14 protein-coding genes and 3 pseudogenes are annotated in these 15222 nt (G+C 32.9%); 1 reads left to right on the forward strand and 16 read right to left on the reverse strand.

Annotated features, from left to right (window positions below; genetic code table 11):
* Positions 1-30: 30 nt before the first annotated feature.
* From ACZZ95_RS15515 to ACZZ95_RS15570, 12 genes and pseudogenes are all read right to left on the reverse strand, one after another.
* Positions 31-273 carry a DUF1398 family protein gene (locus tag ACZZ95_RS15515; protein WP_463471692.1) on the reverse strand — a complete coding sequence of 81 codons (243 nt, stop codon included), beginning with the start codon at positions 271-273 and terminating at the stop codon, positions 31-33.
* Complete coding sequence (locus ACZZ95_RS15520) at positions 236-421, reverse strand: DUF1398 family protein (protein ID WP_463469719.1); 186 nt, start codon at positions 419-421, stop codon at positions 236-238. Before ACZZ95_RS15520 ends, ACZZ95_RS15515 begins: the two co-directional genes overlap by 38 nt.
* Before the next feature lie 60 nt (positions 422-481).
* On the reverse strand, positions 482-1471 hold the full coding sequence (locus tag ACZZ95_RS15525) for an alpha/beta fold hydrolase (RefSeq protein ID WP_463469720.1): 990 nt from the start codon (positions 1469-1471) through the stop codon (positions 482-484).
* A gap of 223 nt (positions 1472-1694) precedes the next feature.
* On the reverse strand, positions 1695-2252 hold the full coding sequence (locus ACZZ95_RS15530; protein WP_463469721.1) for a mechanosensitive ion channel family protein: 558 nt from the start codon (positions 2250-2252) through the stop codon (positions 1695-1697).
* Entirely contained in the window at positions 2212-2556 is a 345-nt protein-coding gene (locus ACZZ95_RS15535; RefSeq protein WP_463469722.1) for a hypothetical protein, read from the reverse strand. Before ACZZ95_RS15535 ends, ACZZ95_RS15530 begins: the two co-directional genes overlap by 41 nt.
* 90 nt (positions 2557-2646) lie before the next feature.
* A pseudogene (locus ACZZ95_RS15540) lies at positions 2647-3085 on the reverse strand (acyl-CoA thioesterase).
* 70 nt (positions 3086-3155) lie between these two features.
* Complete coding sequence (locus tag ACZZ95_RS15545) at positions 3156-3530, reverse strand: hypothetical protein (RefSeq protein ID WP_463469723.1); 375 nt, start codon at positions 3528-3530, stop codon at positions 3156-3158.
* A gap of 15 nt (positions 3531-3545) precedes the next feature.
* Entirely contained in the window at positions 3546-4007 is a 462-nt protein-coding gene (locus tag ACZZ95_RS15550; protein ID WP_463469724.1) for an SRPBCC domain-containing protein, read from the reverse strand.
* Between the two features lie 85 nt (positions 4008-4092).
* The gene (locus ACZZ95_RS15555) at positions 4093-4560 is read right to left on the reverse strand and encodes a hypothetical protein (protein ID WP_463469725.1); all 468 of its coding nucleotides are present in this window, start codon (positions 4558-4560) and stop codon (positions 4093-4095) included.
* Positions 4561-4810: 250 nt separating this feature from the next.
* On the reverse strand, positions 4811-5254 hold the full coding sequence (locus ACZZ95_RS15560; protein ID WP_463469726.1) for a hypothetical protein: 444 nt from the start codon (positions 5252-5254) through the stop codon (positions 4811-4813).
* Between the two features lie 47 nt (positions 5255-5301).
* A pseudogene (locus ACZZ95_RS15565) lies at positions 5302-6577 on the reverse strand (Na+/H+ antiporter).
* Between the two features lie 18 nt (positions 6578-6595).
* A complete protein-coding gene (locus tag ACZZ95_RS15570; protein ID WP_463469727.1) occupies positions 6596-7354 on the reverse strand; it encodes a hypothetical protein in 759 nt (252 codons plus the stop codon).
* 420 nt (positions 7355-7774) lie between these two features.
* On the opposite strand from ACZZ95_RS15570, the pseudogene dnaK reads away from it, so the two are divergent.
* Positions 7775-9657: pseudogene (gene dnaK / locus ACZZ95_RS15575) on the forward strand (molecular chaperone DnaK).
* A gap of 514 nt (positions 9658-10171) precedes the next feature.
* Here the strand turns inward: dnaK and ACZZ95_RS15580 are convergent.
* The 4 genes from ACZZ95_RS15580 to ACZZ95_RS15595 form a co-directional block, all read right to left on the reverse strand.
* Complete coding sequence (locus ACZZ95_RS15580; protein WP_463469728.1) at positions 10172-11101, reverse strand: T9SS type A sorting domain-containing protein; 930 nt, start codon at positions 11099-11101, stop codon at positions 10172-10174.
* Positions 11022-12590 carry a hypothetical protein gene (locus ACZZ95_RS15585; protein WP_463469729.1) on the reverse strand — a complete coding sequence of 523 codons (1569 nt, stop codon included), beginning with the start codon at positions 12588-12590 and terminating at the stop codon, positions 11022-11024. The genes ACZZ95_RS15580 and ACZZ95_RS15585 overlap by 80 nt, the downstream gene beginning before the upstream one ends.
* Positions 12591-13037: 447 nt before the next feature.
* A complete protein-coding gene (locus tag ACZZ95_RS15590) occupies positions 13038-14168 on the reverse strand; it encodes a hypothetical protein (protein WP_463469730.1) in 1131 nt (376 codons plus the stop codon).
* Complete coding sequence (locus tag ACZZ95_RS15595) at positions 14158-15201, reverse strand: hypothetical protein (RefSeq protein WP_463469731.1); 1044 nt, start codon at positions 15199-15201, stop codon at positions 14158-14160. Before ACZZ95_RS15595 ends, ACZZ95_RS15590 begins: the two co-directional genes overlap by 11 nt.
* Between the last annotated feature and the right edge of the window lie 21 nt (positions 15202-15222).

A 15222-nucleotide genomic window follows, 5' to 3' on the forward strand; every position in this document is an offset into this window, starting at 1 on the left:
CTCAAATAGATATGATGAATAACCTTTAAATTAACTTGGAATTTTTTCGATCAAAATTTCATTTTCAGCTTTATCAAAATAAGTGCAGGTCATTTCGACAATATCAACACGCCATTTTGCAATACCGCATTGTGCGCAATTTTTACAGAAAGTCATATAATCGGTTTCTCCGTGCTGGTGTTTTACTAAGAACTCTATAAAAAGTTCTTTGTTAGGAAAATCAGCAACTTTTATTTCAGGGTATTTTTCTTCTCGTTGTAGCTGTGTAATTATTCAATCCGAAATAAACTACGCTTCCGTCGTTTACAAAAGTGTCGTATCCTTTTACGCCTAAAATGATTAAATCTTGTATATAATTTGGAAAATCTGCTCCCGTTTTTACTTTTGAATGAGCTTCTTTTATTTGGTCAATTGTAAACATAATTTGTATAGTTTTTAAGTTAGTTTTTTGCTGTTTAATTCGTGGCAGACAAAAAATATTTTATTTCAAAAATACGATTAATGGTTTTATAAATGAATCAAAAGATTCGATATGCGGTAAATGTCCTGTATTGGGAACTTCGACCAATTTTGCGTTCGGAATTGCCTTTTGAGTTTTCTTGCCCAGTTCCATATAATTTCCCATTGTTTTTTGAACTTCTTGAGAAACCAATGGTTTTCCTAAAGCCGTCTTGTCTCTCGTTCCGATGATTAAAAGTGTTGGACTCTTGATGTTTTTAAATTCGTATAAAACTGGCTGTGTAAAAATCATATCATATAAAAGGGCCGAATTCCAGGCTACGCGGTCGTAATTTGGAGCCGTTGTCCATCCCGCGCCAAGTTCGGCCCATTTTTGATAATCGGCATTCCATTTTCCGTCATAATAATTGGCCATTTGGTATTTTTTGATGCCTTCGTAATTTTGTTTTAATTCCGATTCGTACCACCAATCTACAGGTTTATAAGGAACAACTAGTTTCCAGTCTTCTAAACCTATCGGATTTTCGAGAACTAGTTTTTCTGTAGTTTCAGGATATAGTAAAGCAAAACGTGCGGCAAGCATTCCGCCCATAGAATGACCTAAAATGGTTGTTTTTTCAATTCCTAAATGATCTAAAAGTTTTTTGGTGTTTTCGGCTAACTGCTGAAAAGTGTATTGAAAATTATCAGGTTTTGTCGATTTTCCAAAACCAATCTGATCAGGAACAATAACACGGAAACCTTCCTTTGTAAGTGCTTTTATAGTTGTTTCCCAATAAGCGCCATTGAAATTTTTTCCGTGAAGCAGTACAATGTTTTTATTATTGTAATTATCAGGTTTAATATCCATATAAGCCATTTGAAGCGCTTGACGCTGATTGCTCAGCTCTAGAAAGCTTACAGGAAAAGGATATTCGTAATTCGTTAAATTAATATCTAATTGCTTGATTTTCTGTTCTTGTGCTAAACAAAAAACGGGCAATAAAAGTATAAGGAGTTTTAAGGTTTTCATTTAAAAGCGATTTTTTTATTAAGGATTATAAAATTACCGCTATGCATTTTTAAAACCAAAAAATCCTCTCTTAAAGTTATTACAAAAAAGCGATTGAGTTAAAAATTAAGCCATTACAGCAATAATTTTGAGCGCAATGCTTTGAAGATATTTCTGCCAATTACAAAATAGGAAATAGGTGTAAAATTTGAATCGGAATTATTTGGGAAGGTTTCATCTCAATTTACTTTTGATCGGGAATTTTTAAATCATTTTTTAAAGTGATAACACGCTGTGGATAAGGAATTTCAATATTATTTTGGTCAAATCTTTTCTTAATGCTTTGCAGTAAATCACAATACATTACAAATCCGTCATTAGAATTTTTTGCCCAAGCCCAAGCTTTTAAATTTACGCTGGAATCTGCCAATGCAACAACGCGTGCCACAACTATTGGGGTTTTTAATTTCTTGGCTTCTGCTGTGCGTGTATCAATAAAAAGCGGATGTTTGGCAATTTCGTCTTTCATGATTTCTAATGCATTTTCAATATCCGAATCGTAACCAATTCCAATTTCGATTATTTTGCGACATTTAGTATCATGCATATTGGTGTTGACAATAATTTGATTGCTGATAACGGAATTTGGAATAATAATGCGGTTATTTTCTGCATCTTTTAGAACGACTTGTCTCAGATTGATATCTTCAACAGTACCCACAAAATTATTGATCGTGATTTTGTCATTGATTTTAAAGGGTTTAAAAATGACTAAGAAAATACCGCTTACAATATTGCTCAAAGCTTGCTTGCGAAGCTAAACCGGCAACAAGGGAAATAACTCCCGCGCCTGCTAAAAACGAATGCCCGATAATCTTGAATTCGGGAATTTGAATTAATGCAAAAGCAAATCCGAGAATGTAAATTATCGTTATAATTAAATGTTTTAAGAATTTAAATCCCGTTGCATCATATTCTTTATTGCTTTCTTTTTTATAGAGAAAATAACGAAGCACTCTATCTGTGATTGCGCCAAGAACGATTGTTACAATTGCAATTACGGCAATGAAAAAGCCTATTCTAAAATCCTTTAAGTAATCAATCATAAATTCTGATTTTGAGAAAAAAAATCCAAAAAACAATATCTCTATAGCTGTTTTTTGGATTTTATAAAGTTGATATAAATTAGCTTTATTTTAGAGTCCGATAAAATCCTCGCTTTTTGGAAAAATACTCAAAGCTTGAATCGCAATTTCTGGAGTCGGCGAAGCTAATTTACGCAGTTTCGTGTCCATCCAGGCGCCGTCAACCGTAATTGTTGCGCAGAGTGTATCGTCTTCTCTTCTAAATTCGTGAATGATCGACCAGCGCGAAGCATCGGCTTTCATTTTTGATGTTTTGGTATGAATGAATATTTTGTCTGAAAGTTTTAATTCTTTTTCTAAAAACACATTCTTCTCTAAACAAAACAGGTCCAAAGCCTTGTGTCTGCATCACTTTTAAAGTTAAACCCAATTCTTCAAGGATTTCAATACGATGCTGTGCGCCAAAATCGTAATAAGCACTATGACGAACGTGAAAGTTTGGGTCAAGATCTGACCAGCGAAAAGAAATTTCTTTAGTAAATGAAGCCATTTTAGTATTTGTATTTTAATGATAAATCGAAATTACAAATAAAAAACAAATCAGCTGTAAGTATAAAATCTTATTTGAATAATTCTCTATATTCATTTACATGCTGAGGAAATTCTTCTTCATAAAGTGGATATGGAATTCCAATGATATTAATTTCGAATTCTTCTGAATCTATGCCTTCAATATAGCATCCAATTCCTTTAATTTCGACTTCTTTTGAATTGTAAACTTTTAAGGCTGGAATAATTTGGGTTGAAATGAATTTATCTTCCTTTGATTCGTCTGTTTTTATTGAATTCTTTTTGCAGTAATTACTAAAATAATTATAGTCTAAATCTACTTCAGTAAAATTAATTTTTCCACTTACAACTCCCATTGGAGCATCTGCTTTCTCAAGATGTGAGGTACCAATTTTCTTGTTATCTAAAAAGATATTATAGCTCATTTAAAGATCGATTTATTACAATTTCATCTCAGATAATTCTACCTCCAGCTTATCAAAATTTTCTTCATTCTTATCCACAACGTAAGGTTTTAGTTTTTGACATTCCTCTTCAGTTTCAAAAAGCATTTTAAAAACAACTTTCGTCTGATTCTCAGTAACGGTTTCAAATGTGGTAAGAATTTGGAATAATGGTTTCGAATGACGTTTCCACGCAATGAGATTCGGTTTGTCTATTTTTATAAATTCGCATTCGTTGGCATAATTTCCAACTTCGGGACCGTGCATGATAAAGCTCCATTTACCGCCTTCACAAAAATTAAATTCGGTAAAAGTATTGCTGAAACCTTTTGGACCCCACCAATTTTGTAAATGTTCGGGATCGCTCCAAGCTTTAAAAACAAGTTCTTGCGGGAAATTTAAAATTCGGGTAGTAACAATTTCAGAATTTGGCGTTGTGGAAAGAATAGCTGAAGTCATTTCTGATGTTTTTTAATTAAATAAAAAGGCAGAAGTATAAAGTTAGGATAAATTTTTATAATTGGCTGTTTATCTGTTTTATATCTTAAATGCTTTCGAGATTATCCCATTCGTACTCAATTTTGTTTACTTTCATATAATACGGAATGAGTAATAAAATTTCTAATCTTAAAGAGATATGACCATCTCCAATTGTAAAGGGAATAATGAACATTGAGGCAATACAAATTGCAATTCCAACAATGGCATCAATTTTTGCAATCATAATTGCATTTGGTTTTTCAAACCAAAGAGAATAAGCGACAACTCCTTTTAAGAGCATAGTAGCAATTATAAAAAGGCCTGTTCCAGAATAAGCAATGTCGCTAGAAAATCCGTAAAGTGACAGATGTACGCTTGGTTCAAAAAGATTTGTAATAAGCGAACCAATGGCGACTACAGCTAAAACCATAAAAATCCAGCAGAAAGTTTTAATCCACCACGGTAATAATTTGCGTCTAATTATTGGAGGTTTGTCAAATTCGTCAAATTGGCTTTGTAATTCTGGATTCATTGTTTTTGGTTTTAATGTTGATTTTTATGTTTAGATTACCTGTAAAAGAAGCGGCGTCATAATGGTTAGTTGGATTCCTAAAATGATCCAAAAAAAGTTTCGGTTAGGCTGTGAGACGTTTTTTAAACCCGTTATAATTTTATCTTTTATAATTGCTGAAAAGCTTACATTTTCATCTGTAAAATCAATTTCGTCAAGATTTACTTTTTTAAAACCGTATAGGATTATTTTTTTGAGCCATTTGTTTTCTTTAGAATCCCTGATTTCCTGCGAGCAATTTCAGTTTTAATTTAGTTTTATCTGTTCCTTGTTTTAGCAGATCGGGCTGGTTTAATTTGATTTTTTCTAGAACTTTATCGATGATTGGAAAAAGTAATGTCTCACCTTTGTCTGCTAATAATTTATGAATCGTTTTTGATATAATATATTTATTTCCAAGAGAAAACAATAAAAAGGGAACTGCAAATAAAGAAATTACGGTCAAGGTATAACCAATTGGTCGTAAAGCAAATAATATAATTAGAACTGCAGATCCGTTTACGTGACCCATTCTGGGTGATGATTGGTAAATAATTGTAAAAAAAGAAATGACTAATATAATGGCAGATAATAATTGCCCTAGAATATTGATTTTGAAAAAACTAAATGTTGCGTCGCTAAACAGTTTGGTAACGTATTTTAAATTATCAGTCATTTAAATTGTATTTTGGTTTTAGTTAAATTATTTATTTAGGAAAACAATCAGGATTGAAGTTCTTCTGTTTTTTTAGCATTTAGTCTTTTGACAATCAATGGTAAAGTGAGTCCTTGTCCAATAAGGGTAAAGAGTACAACGGCAACAGAAATAAAGATTATGGCATTTCTTTCTGGAAACGGACTGCCGTCTTCCAGAAACCTAGGAAGTCCAATAGCAATGGCAAGAGAAACAATACCGCGCATTCCCGACCAGCCTAAAATGATACTATTATCAAAATCTAAAAGCGCATCTTTGGTGATTTTTCTTTTTCCGCCGCGATTTTTTTGAAAGGCTTTTTGGAGATTAATTTTTTGAAGAAATATTCTAACAAATCGGATTAATAATGCCACGATCGTGATAATAAAAGCATAACCAATGTACGGCAGTATCATATCGTCATCAATATCTTTTAGGACATATCTAAAGTTAAGTCCAATAAGGATAAAGATTAATCCATTTAATAAGAAGATAATAATATCCCAAAGGCTTCGCGAACTGTTTTTTTAAGCTTTCGGGAAATATCTTTTTACTAAAACGGGCAATGGCTAATCCTGAAATTACAACAGCAATTACTCCAGAAACGTGCAAATGTTCGGCTATTAAATACGTTACAAATGGCATTAAAAGCATAAAACTGATTGTGACATTTGCATTCTTTTTGACTTTACTTAAGATAAACGAAAGAATTTTTGCCATTACAAAACCAACCAGAAAACCGCCTCCCAATAATAAAATAAATTGTAATGTCGCCTGCCAGATTATAAAAGCCGAACCCATTACGGCGGCAACTGCGAATCGGTAGGCTACTAATGCGGACGCATCGTTTATCAGACTTTCGCCTTCTAAGATGGTAATGGTTTTATGAGAAATTCCGAGACCTTTTGTAATGTTTACGGCGACAACGGCATCGGTTGCAGAAAGAATAGCTCCGAGTACAAATGCGAGCGGCCACGTTATATCTGGAATCATATAATGAGCCACTACGGCAATCCAAAATGTAGTAAGGAAAACCAAAGTAATGGCCAGCGTTCCTATCGTATTAATATTAGTTTTAAAATCTTTTGGAGAAATATTAAAAGAGGCATCATACAATAAAGGCGGCAGAAATAATAGAAATATAATTTCGGGATTTATTTCGATTTCTGTCATTGTTGGGATAAAGCCAATTGCTATGCCGACAATAACAAGTAGAATAGGGTATGGGAGTTTTGCTTTTTCAGCGAAGGCGGATAATCCGATAACAATGGCGAGTATAAATATGATAATGCTGTAATTTTCCATTATTGGGCGTATAATTTTTTAAGATTTATCATCTTCGTTAAAGAAGTCAGTAATTGAAATACTTTCAAAAGGATGTGATTTTGTTTTTACCTTGGTAGTTTCAGATGTTGTAGGTTCATCTTCTTTCATTGTGTTGGTTTCGGTTGTTGTAATTTCTCCTTTTTCATAATCGTAAAAAAGTCCAGAACGACCTCCAGCACCGCTGTAATGAGTCTCCATCGCAGTAAGTATAAAATCGTCGCCTACGAATTTGAATGTACTTAAATGAGTACCGCTTGGACCATCGCCGTAAAGGTTTATTTGTAATTCTCCCTTTTCTATACTAATATCTTCAGTATCATAAAGTTTGTAATCGAAATCATTATATTCAATTGGCATTGCGGTATTTGAAACTTTGCCTAGACGATACGATTTATCTTCGTTTTGCAAAAGAACTAATGTTGGTCTTTTTAAAAGATTACTTTGTTTATGTTTCAGTACAACAGCAATATCTGCTAAACCATCATTGTTCAAGTCTCCTTCGGCTTCATACTGAACGTCATAAATATCAAGTTTGGGTAGGAAATCGGCAATTTTATTTCCTGTTTTAGGATAGGTAACATTGGGTTCTTCAGGAATGTTTTCTTCTGACTCTTCACTTGTTTCTTCTATGTCTTTAGAGGGAAGACTGTCTACAACTTCGGTATTTGCTGTACTATTGCTTTTATCTTTCTTGAGGCAAGATTGAATTGTACATGCGAATAGAATTGATATGGCAAGGAGAATTCGTTTTTTCATTTTAATGATTTAGAAAAATGCTAATGTAAGTAATTCATTATTTAATTAAAAATATATTATGATTTGATAGTAACGAAAAGTGCTGATGAAAATGAGTGCCCTAGCCCCCGATTACTTCACTATGCTTTTATTTTAATCTGAGTTCAGTGAACTTCTTTCAAAGCGCAAGACATTTTATGTCCGTCGCGACGGAAATAAGATATAGTGTATAGCGGGAAACGGCTCGTTAATACCTTAATAATGACATGAAAAAATAAATTATGCCATGATTGTCAGGTTAAAAAAATGTCATGTTGTCAGAAGATTATTGTCGTGCCAATAGTATAACTGACAAATTACTTTGGTTTTTTATATTGGCACAAAGATTGACTTATGCCACCTGAGTTAATAAAATTAAATCAAAAATTAAATATATAAAAAATGGGTAAAATAATCGGAATTGACTTAGGTACGACGAACTCTTGTGTTTCTGTAATGGAAGGTAACGAAGCAGTTGTTATCCCTAACGCAGAAGGAAAAAGAACTACTCCTTCTATCATCGCTTTTGTTGAAGGTGGAGAGATTAAAGTAGGTGATCCTGCAAAAAGACAAGCAGTAACGAATCCTACAAAAACGATTGCTTCTATTAAACGTTTTATGGGACACACTTTTGCTGAAACTCAAGAAGAGGCAAAAGAGTTCCTTACAGTGTTGTAAAAGGTGACAACAATACTCCACGTGTGGATATTGACGGTCGTTTATACACTGCTCAAGAATTGTCTGCAATGACACTTCAAAAAATGAAAAAAACTGCTGAAGACTATTTAGGTCAAACTGTAACTGAAGCGGTTATTACTGTTCCTGCTTACTTTAACGATGCGCAACGTCAAGCTACTAAAGAAGCTGGTGAAATCGCTGGTCTTAAAGTTATGCGTATCATCAACGAGCCAACTGCTTCCGCACTTGCTTACGGATTAGATAAAAAAGGAACTGATCAAAAAATTGCTGTTTACGATTTAGGTGGAGGTACTTTTGATATCTCTGTTCTTGAATTAGGAGACGGTGTATTTGAAGTATTATCTACAAATGGTGATACTCACTTAGGTGGTGATGATTTTGACCAAGTTATTATTGACTGGTTAGCTGACGAATTCAAAACTGAAGAAGGTATTGATTTACGTTTAGACCCAATGTCATTACAACGTTTGAAAGAAGTCGCTGAGAAAGCTAAGATTGAATTATCATCTTCTGCTGAAACAGAAATCAACTTACCTTACGTAACGGCTACTGCTTCTGGACCAAAACACTTAGTGAAAAAATTATCTAGAGCTAAATTTGAGCAGTTATCTGATACTTTAGTAAAACGTTCTATGGAGCCAGTTGCTAAAGCATTAAAAGATGCAGGTTTATCTACATCTGATATCGACGAAGTAATCCTTGTTGGAGGATCTACTCGTATGCCAAGAATCGCTGACGAAGTGGAGAAATTCTTCGGTAAAAAAGCATCTAAAGGTGTTAACCCTGATGAGGTTGTTGCTATTGGAGTCGCTATTCAAGGTGGAGTTTTATCTGGAGATGTAAAAGATGTATTGTTACTTGACGTAACACCTCTTTCTTTAGGTATCGAAACTATGGGTGGTGTATTGACTAAATTAATCGAGTCTAACACAACTATCCCAACTAAAAAATCTCAAGTATTCTCTACTGTCGCTGATTCTCAACCATCTGTTGAAATCCACGTATTACAAGGAGAAAGAGCAATGGTCGCTGATAACAAAACTATCGGTCGTTTCCACTTAGATGGTATTCCACCAGCACCAAGAGGAGTTCCTCAAATTGAAGTAACTTTTGATATTGATGCTAATGGTATCATCAAAGTTTCTGCAACTGATAAAGGAACAGGAAAATCTCATGATATCCGTATCGAAGCTTCTTCTGGATTAACAGCTGAAGAAATCGAAAAAATGAAAAAAGATGCTGAAGCTAACGCTGATGCTGACAGAATTGCAAAAGAAAGAGCTGAGAAATTGAACGAAGCTGATAGTACTATTTTCCAAACTGAAAGTCAATTGAAAGAATTGGGAGATAAACTTACAGATGAGCACAAAACAGCTATCGAATATGCTTTAACTGAATTGAGAATGGCTCACCAATCTCAAGATCTTGATGCAATCCAAAAAGGATTAGACAATGTAAATGCGACTTGGAAAACAGCTACAGAAGCAATGTACGCTCAAGGTGGTGAAGGACAACAAGTCGCTCCACAACAAGAGCAGTCTTCTGGAGACAATGTTGAAGACGTTGAATTCGAAGAGGTCAAATAGATTTGATTAACATCGATTAACATCGGTTAATAATAAGTGCTAAACCGCTGTAAACTTAATGTTTACAGCGGTTTTTCTTTTTTCTTTTTTATTGTTTCTGCTCTTTTTTAATCGTTTTTCATCATATATTTGTACCACATTTGCACCGGCACTTAAGTGGAGACAAAGTGTCTCTTATGTATACTTATGGCACTTAAATGAGAGATACAATATATTAAAAAAATCACAAAATATTTTGAATCAAGTTTCGTCATGGTTGAAAACAGAAATCAAAATCCTGAACAAAGATTAAAGATATAATAGATTCCCAATTAATTTATTCTAGATGAATGATTCAGGGCAAAAAAAATGAATTTTCACAACCTAACGTAGTAAAAAAAAACATAATATATGGTGTTACAAATTTTCTAAAATCATATTTTAAAAAAACAACTAAGTTAAACTTAAATGAAGCTTATTTTTGTACTCCTATTCAAATTTCAACTTTATCAAATGTTTCTGTCACATTATTGACTTATTGACGTACTATTTTCGTATGTTGATAGGTTCCATTACTTTTTATTTTTGCGATGTATATCCCTGTTGCTAAAGAAGCAATATTTAAAGTAATTTCCTGTGTTTTATTTTTAGGACTAACTGTCATCAATACTCTCCCATTTAAGTCAAGAACTGTTATTTCATCTATAGGTTCGGTGTGACTGAAATGGATAAAACCATCAGATGGGATAGGGAATACCTTTATGCCAGATTTTTGTTTAAAATCCTCAGTACCCAAAGTCTGACCACTAAACTGTACATTGCTTACCATTGTAAGATCCATTGGCGCATTATTATAGTAATTATTCATATACCTGCCACAATGTTCTAAAGTAACATCTAAAGTTGTACCAGCATATGCTGTTAAATCATAGTTTAATGTTGCATAAGCATCATTATAAGAAGTAGTTGGGTTTCGGCTGTAGCCTTGTTGGACTCCGTTTACCAATACTCTGAACCAAGAAGTATTTTTGCTATAGTAATATTTTTGCTTCATTGTAATTGCCAATTTCAAACTACTTACGTTTGTCGCATCAACTTTAAAAGAAATTCCTGATGTGAAAGCCTTGTTGTCATTCCATGCCTGCTGTTCTGTAGTAGTTGATCCACCAACCCAAGCTGAGCCATTTCCTTGTAGTTTTTGATAGAAGTTTAATGCATTCGAATACAAGAATTGTCTCGAAAAATCTTGTAATTCTGGAGCATAATTAGTTGTAGCGGTTGTGAAAAGCTGTTGATATGGTACTTTTACTGTAGTAGGATTAGTCGATTCTATTATTTTCTTCCATTCACAATAACTGTTTTTATACTTGTTTCTAATATATATATCATAGGATTTGGCAACTGTCAGTCCTGTAATGGTAAAAAACTTGTCTTTTGTGACCGTACCAGAGTTTGGAGCAGTCATATCGTGATCGACCCATGCCACTTCCCATTCGTCGGCAGAGAGAAGTCCAATTGAGTGTTATGCTATTTTCTGTCCTTGCGACTATGATCTTTTGCGGAGGATTACAAACCGGCATTTCAATTAGTTTTACATTATCTACAAAGGCAGTATTATACGGAGAAGCTTCGGTGGTATATCTACCAAGATGTTCCATAATTAAATCAAATTTGGTTCCATTTGATTTAGATAAATCAATCGTTATGGTTTTAAATTCGTCGGAATTGTCGGTAGTTGATGTATAAACTCCAGGAATTAGTGCGTAATCTGAGTTCGTTATTGTCGCGATTCTGAATTTGGAATCTTTTGTCTGCCTCAGATCAAATTGAAGTATCGGATTTCCAGTATAATTGGTTAAATCAATGGTAAAATAAGCTCTTGAAATGAACGACGGATTGTCATTCCAAGAATCGTTGGTAGTTGTTTTCCATTCCCCGGACTTTATCAAATCATCTGTTCCTCTGAAAAGTATGCCGTTTTCAGAATTTGAAGCCGCAATTGGTGAAATGTAAACTCCGACATTTTTACTTGCCATCAGAAAATAGTCGAATGTATTATTGCCATCAAAGGTAATGGTTGTAGGAACCTTAAGATTATATGGGCCAGTAGTAAACTGCTGAGAGTAATAATTAGTAGGTGTAATGTCACAATCCGTTTTGCGGTAGAAAGCATAGCTAGTAGCGGGTTGCAGATTTTCCAACAGCACATTTTTTCCATTAACAACTTTATAGGTAGTTGGCATAGGATCTCCCAACTTTTGAATCATATAGCGGAAGGCAGGCGATATAACATTACTGGGCCAATTTGCCAATACAGATGTAGCAGTGACGATACTAAACGTACCATTATAGAATGGTTCGCATCGTTCCAAAGATCCTCCAAATTCGGTACACGCATAAGCGTTTTCATATATAGCTGTTCCACCAGACATTGTCATTCGGGTTCTTGTAGGTGGTTTGTTGTAGTTTTTAACCCCTTTGAAAGTTGTCAATTGACTGGCAGTTTTTCCAGGTTCTATTTCCTGTACATCGATCACTAGATTTTGTTGACCATCATAGTAAAAAGGTTTATCGAATGTTAAAATGACAGTATTTCCAGACCCGCTGATTCTACCATTAAAAACTTCGGTAAGTTCACTATCTGGGATATTGGGATCACCTTGAGCAAATTCTGTTTTATTGGTATAACCTATTGCTACACGCCATATAGTGGAGTTTTCAAAAGCAGAAGATGAAAATTCTAGAAAATATTTAAGTGAAGTGATAGTACCTCTAAAACGCATCTCATCAGGGTAATATATTGTTTGTGATCTTGAATATTCGGCCTGCACTGTGATAGGCTCGTAAACCATGTCAAACTTAGTTCCTACAGTTACATTCGACAGTTGTTCTGCTTGAGAAAAAGTATTTGTTGAAATCAATAAGCTTATTAGAAGATAAAATTTAGTTTTCATTGTCTTAATTTTAAAGATGCACGAATTTACAAAATAAAGTAACTGCGAGGTAGTTTTCATTAAAGTGAGTAATATTTTAAAATAAACATTGAATTTATGTGCTGATAAATATAACAAATGATTTTATGTAAGATATGGTAATGAATATGTATCAAATAGAAATAAACCAACAATTAGCCTTAGGAGAACAGCAAGTTAATAAGTAGTTATATAGGAAAAAAAAGATCTATTCTTGAAATAATTTACACATTTTCAAATTTTAAATAGGGACGCTCTGCCATTCGAACCTTTATTTAGCAACATTATATATTGATGAAGTACTGCTTTCTAAATTGTAATGTGCCATGATTCTGCCACAAATTTCTAATGACAAATTATTTTTAAATTCATCTTAGTTTTTTGTGACATTTTTGGAGGGAACTCCAGTTTCAGATTTTCAACAATCTGCTATTTAAAATATTGAATCTTTCGCTCCATTGTAGCCGTTACTTCATTTTTATTCCCTTCTAAATACATCTTACACTTAATCCAGTTTTTATGATTATCGTATTCATATTCATAATATCTGTTTGTTGGCTGATTTATTTCATCTTCACTAATAAAATTGACTTCCACTAAATCGTTATTTTCATTATAGTTGAAAACCAGATCGTCACTTGGGTAGGGATAAGTTTGTTGACCTGTAATATGTATTTTTTGAACATAAGTATTGTTAGAGTCATAAGTATAAATTGCAATAAGGGATGTTCCTAAATAGTTACTCCAAGTTATCTTGGTGATTTTGCTTTTGTCATTGTAATAACATTTAAATTTAGTGTCACAAGCATAATGAAATTTATTGTCTGAATTAGTGTCGCGATACGGGCTTGTGTTCTTTGAATCAAAATTACATTCTGTTAGGTTTCCTTTCGAATCGTATTTAAATGTTTTTACTAACAGTAGTTCGTTTTCAGAAGGTGATTTAAATACTTTTTGTTCAGGTTTAGGTTTATAATAAATCTTTTCTTCAATAATTTTATTTCCTTCAGTTTTATATTGATATTGAAACTGCCTTAGATCTCTATATCGATCTTGATATTGATTTAGTACTATATTTGCGCTGTCTAGTTTGGCTATTTTATAATCTTTGTCATTTTTAAATCTATTTTCAATAGCAAAATTTGTCTGGATTTGTAAATCCAAATCAATAGATAATAGTTTTGAAATGCTTAAGTAAGGCAACAAATCTTTCTTTAAAATATAATCTTTGTCATCATATTGATATTTATATAATTTCCCCACCGGACGATCTTCATAACCTTTGGTTCTAAGAGTAATTGCTTTTTGTATAGGAAGTCCCTCTTTATTAAATTCGTAAGAATCATCATTAGCAATATCATTTTCAAATAAAACACGGTATTTTACTAGTGGTGTAATGTTTTGTTTGTAAAAGGAATAAAATGTATTTACGGTCTTCACAGGGCCGTTTAAATTTAACGATCTGTTTACTTTTAATTTGTTTTCCTGAGCAGTGCAAAGGCTACTGTATATCAATGCAAAGCCTACAATAACTTTTTTAACACCTAATTTAATTTCCATAATATGAAATTTTTCTTTTTATACTTTTAATCACCTCGTCCTGCATGGAATTACATCTAAGTTTACATTTTATCCAATTGTTATGACTATCATACTCATATTCGTAAAAGACTTTTTCTTGTTTTTGTAAAATATCATTTATGTATTCACATGCTATGATATCTGCATTTTTGTTATAATAAAATTTGGCTGTTTTATATTTTAATTTAAAACCATCGTCGTTAAATATTTCTACCTCAGTAACGTAATTTTCGGTAGGATGATATTTGTATTTCAGTTCTATACGTGGCTCTTGAACTTCCTGAGATTCTACAGCATACATTTCAGTTACTTTAATTAAGCGATTTTTAACATCATATTCATACATCCATTTTTCATACGCCCCATCTTTCCCCGTATTATAATGATCTTTTTTGTATTCTCCCTCATAAAATAAGCGTTGCTGTACCAAATTACCTTTTAGATCGTATATATATTTTTTGGTTTGGTATAGTTCAGTTTCAATTATATTATTAGAATTATCTTTGTCTACAAAGTATTCTTTTTCAGCAGTTATTTTACCGTTTTTATCGAAATTATATTTATACGCAAAATCCGAGTCTGAATATTTAAAACAGTTAGACCTCTTAAATGTAATTTTATTCACATTTTGCATATTTAAATTAACCATTCCCGTCCAATCGGGTACTCGATACACCTTTTTACCCAATTCATATTTGAAATTATTTTGAAGATCTTTTGGGGCATATACTATCGAATCGTAAAAATGTTTTGATATCAAACCATATTTATTAAATTCATATGATTCGTATGAGTTTTGGCGTAATATTACTACATCTGTGATATCATCTATTTCATATGCTGTGAGATCTTCTTTGTAAAAGGTACGACCATAAACGACTGATTTGACCGAATCATTTAAATTTAAACGATACAAATCTTTATTAATTCCATTTTGATTATTGGTTTTAAGCTGTGAAAAGCAGTTTAGCGAAAGGGAAAGAAATAGTAGTAGGATTTTTATTTTATGCATTTTAAGTAATATTTATATTCG

It is taken from the genome of Flavobacterium sp. AC267 (genome assembly GCF_979258715.1).

Bases quoted from the DNA above. Each gene is read 5' to 3' on its own strand.
- ACZZ95_RS15520 (WP_463469719.1), bottom strand. From the start codon at position 421: ATGTTTACAATTGACCAAATAAAAGAAGCTCATTCAAAAGTAAAAACG.
- ACZZ95_RS15525 (WP_463469720.1), bottom strand. From the start codon at position 1,471: ATGAAAACCTTAAAACTCCTTATACTTTTATTGCCCGTTTTTTGTTTA.
- ACZZ95_RS15535 (WP_463469722.1), bottom strand. From the start codon at position 2,556: ATGATTGATTACTTAAAGGATTTTAGAATAGGCTTTTTCATTGCCGTA.
- ACZZ95_RS15545 (WP_463469723.1), bottom strand. From the start codon at position 3,530: ATGAGCTATAATATCTTTTTAGATAACAAGAAAATTGGTACCTCACAT.
- ACZZ95_RS15550 (WP_463469724.1), bottom strand. From the start codon at position 4,007: ATGACTTCAGCTATTCTTTCCACAACGCCAAATTCTGAAATTGTTACT.
- ACZZ95_RS15555 (WP_463469725.1), bottom strand. From the start codon at position 4,560: ATGAATCCAGAATTACAAAGCCAATTTGACGAATTTGACAAACCTCCA.
- ACZZ95_RS15560 (WP_463469726.1), bottom strand. From the start codon at position 5,254: ATGACTGATAATTTAAAATACGTTACCAAACTGTTTAGCGACGCAACA.
- ACZZ95_RS15570 (WP_463469727.1), bottom strand. From the start codon at position 7,354: ATGAAAAAACGAATTCTCCTTGCCATATCAATTCTATTCGCATGTACA.
- ACZZ95_RS15580 (WP_463469728.1), bottom strand. From the start codon at position 11,101: ATGACTGCTCCAAACTCTGGTACGGTCACAAAAGACAAGTTTTTTACC.
- ACZZ95_RS15585 (WP_463469729.1), bottom strand. From the start codon at position 12,590: ATGAAAACTAAATTTTATCTTCTAATAAGCTTATTGATTTCAACAAAT.
- ACZZ95_RS15590 (WP_463469730.1), bottom strand. From the start codon at position 14,168: ATGGAAATTAAATTAGGTGTTAAAAAAGTTATTGTAGGCTTTGCATTG.
- ACZZ95_RS15595 (WP_463469731.1), bottom strand. From the start codon at position 15,201: ATGCATAAAATAAAAATCCTACTACTATTTCTTTCCCTTTCGCTAAAC.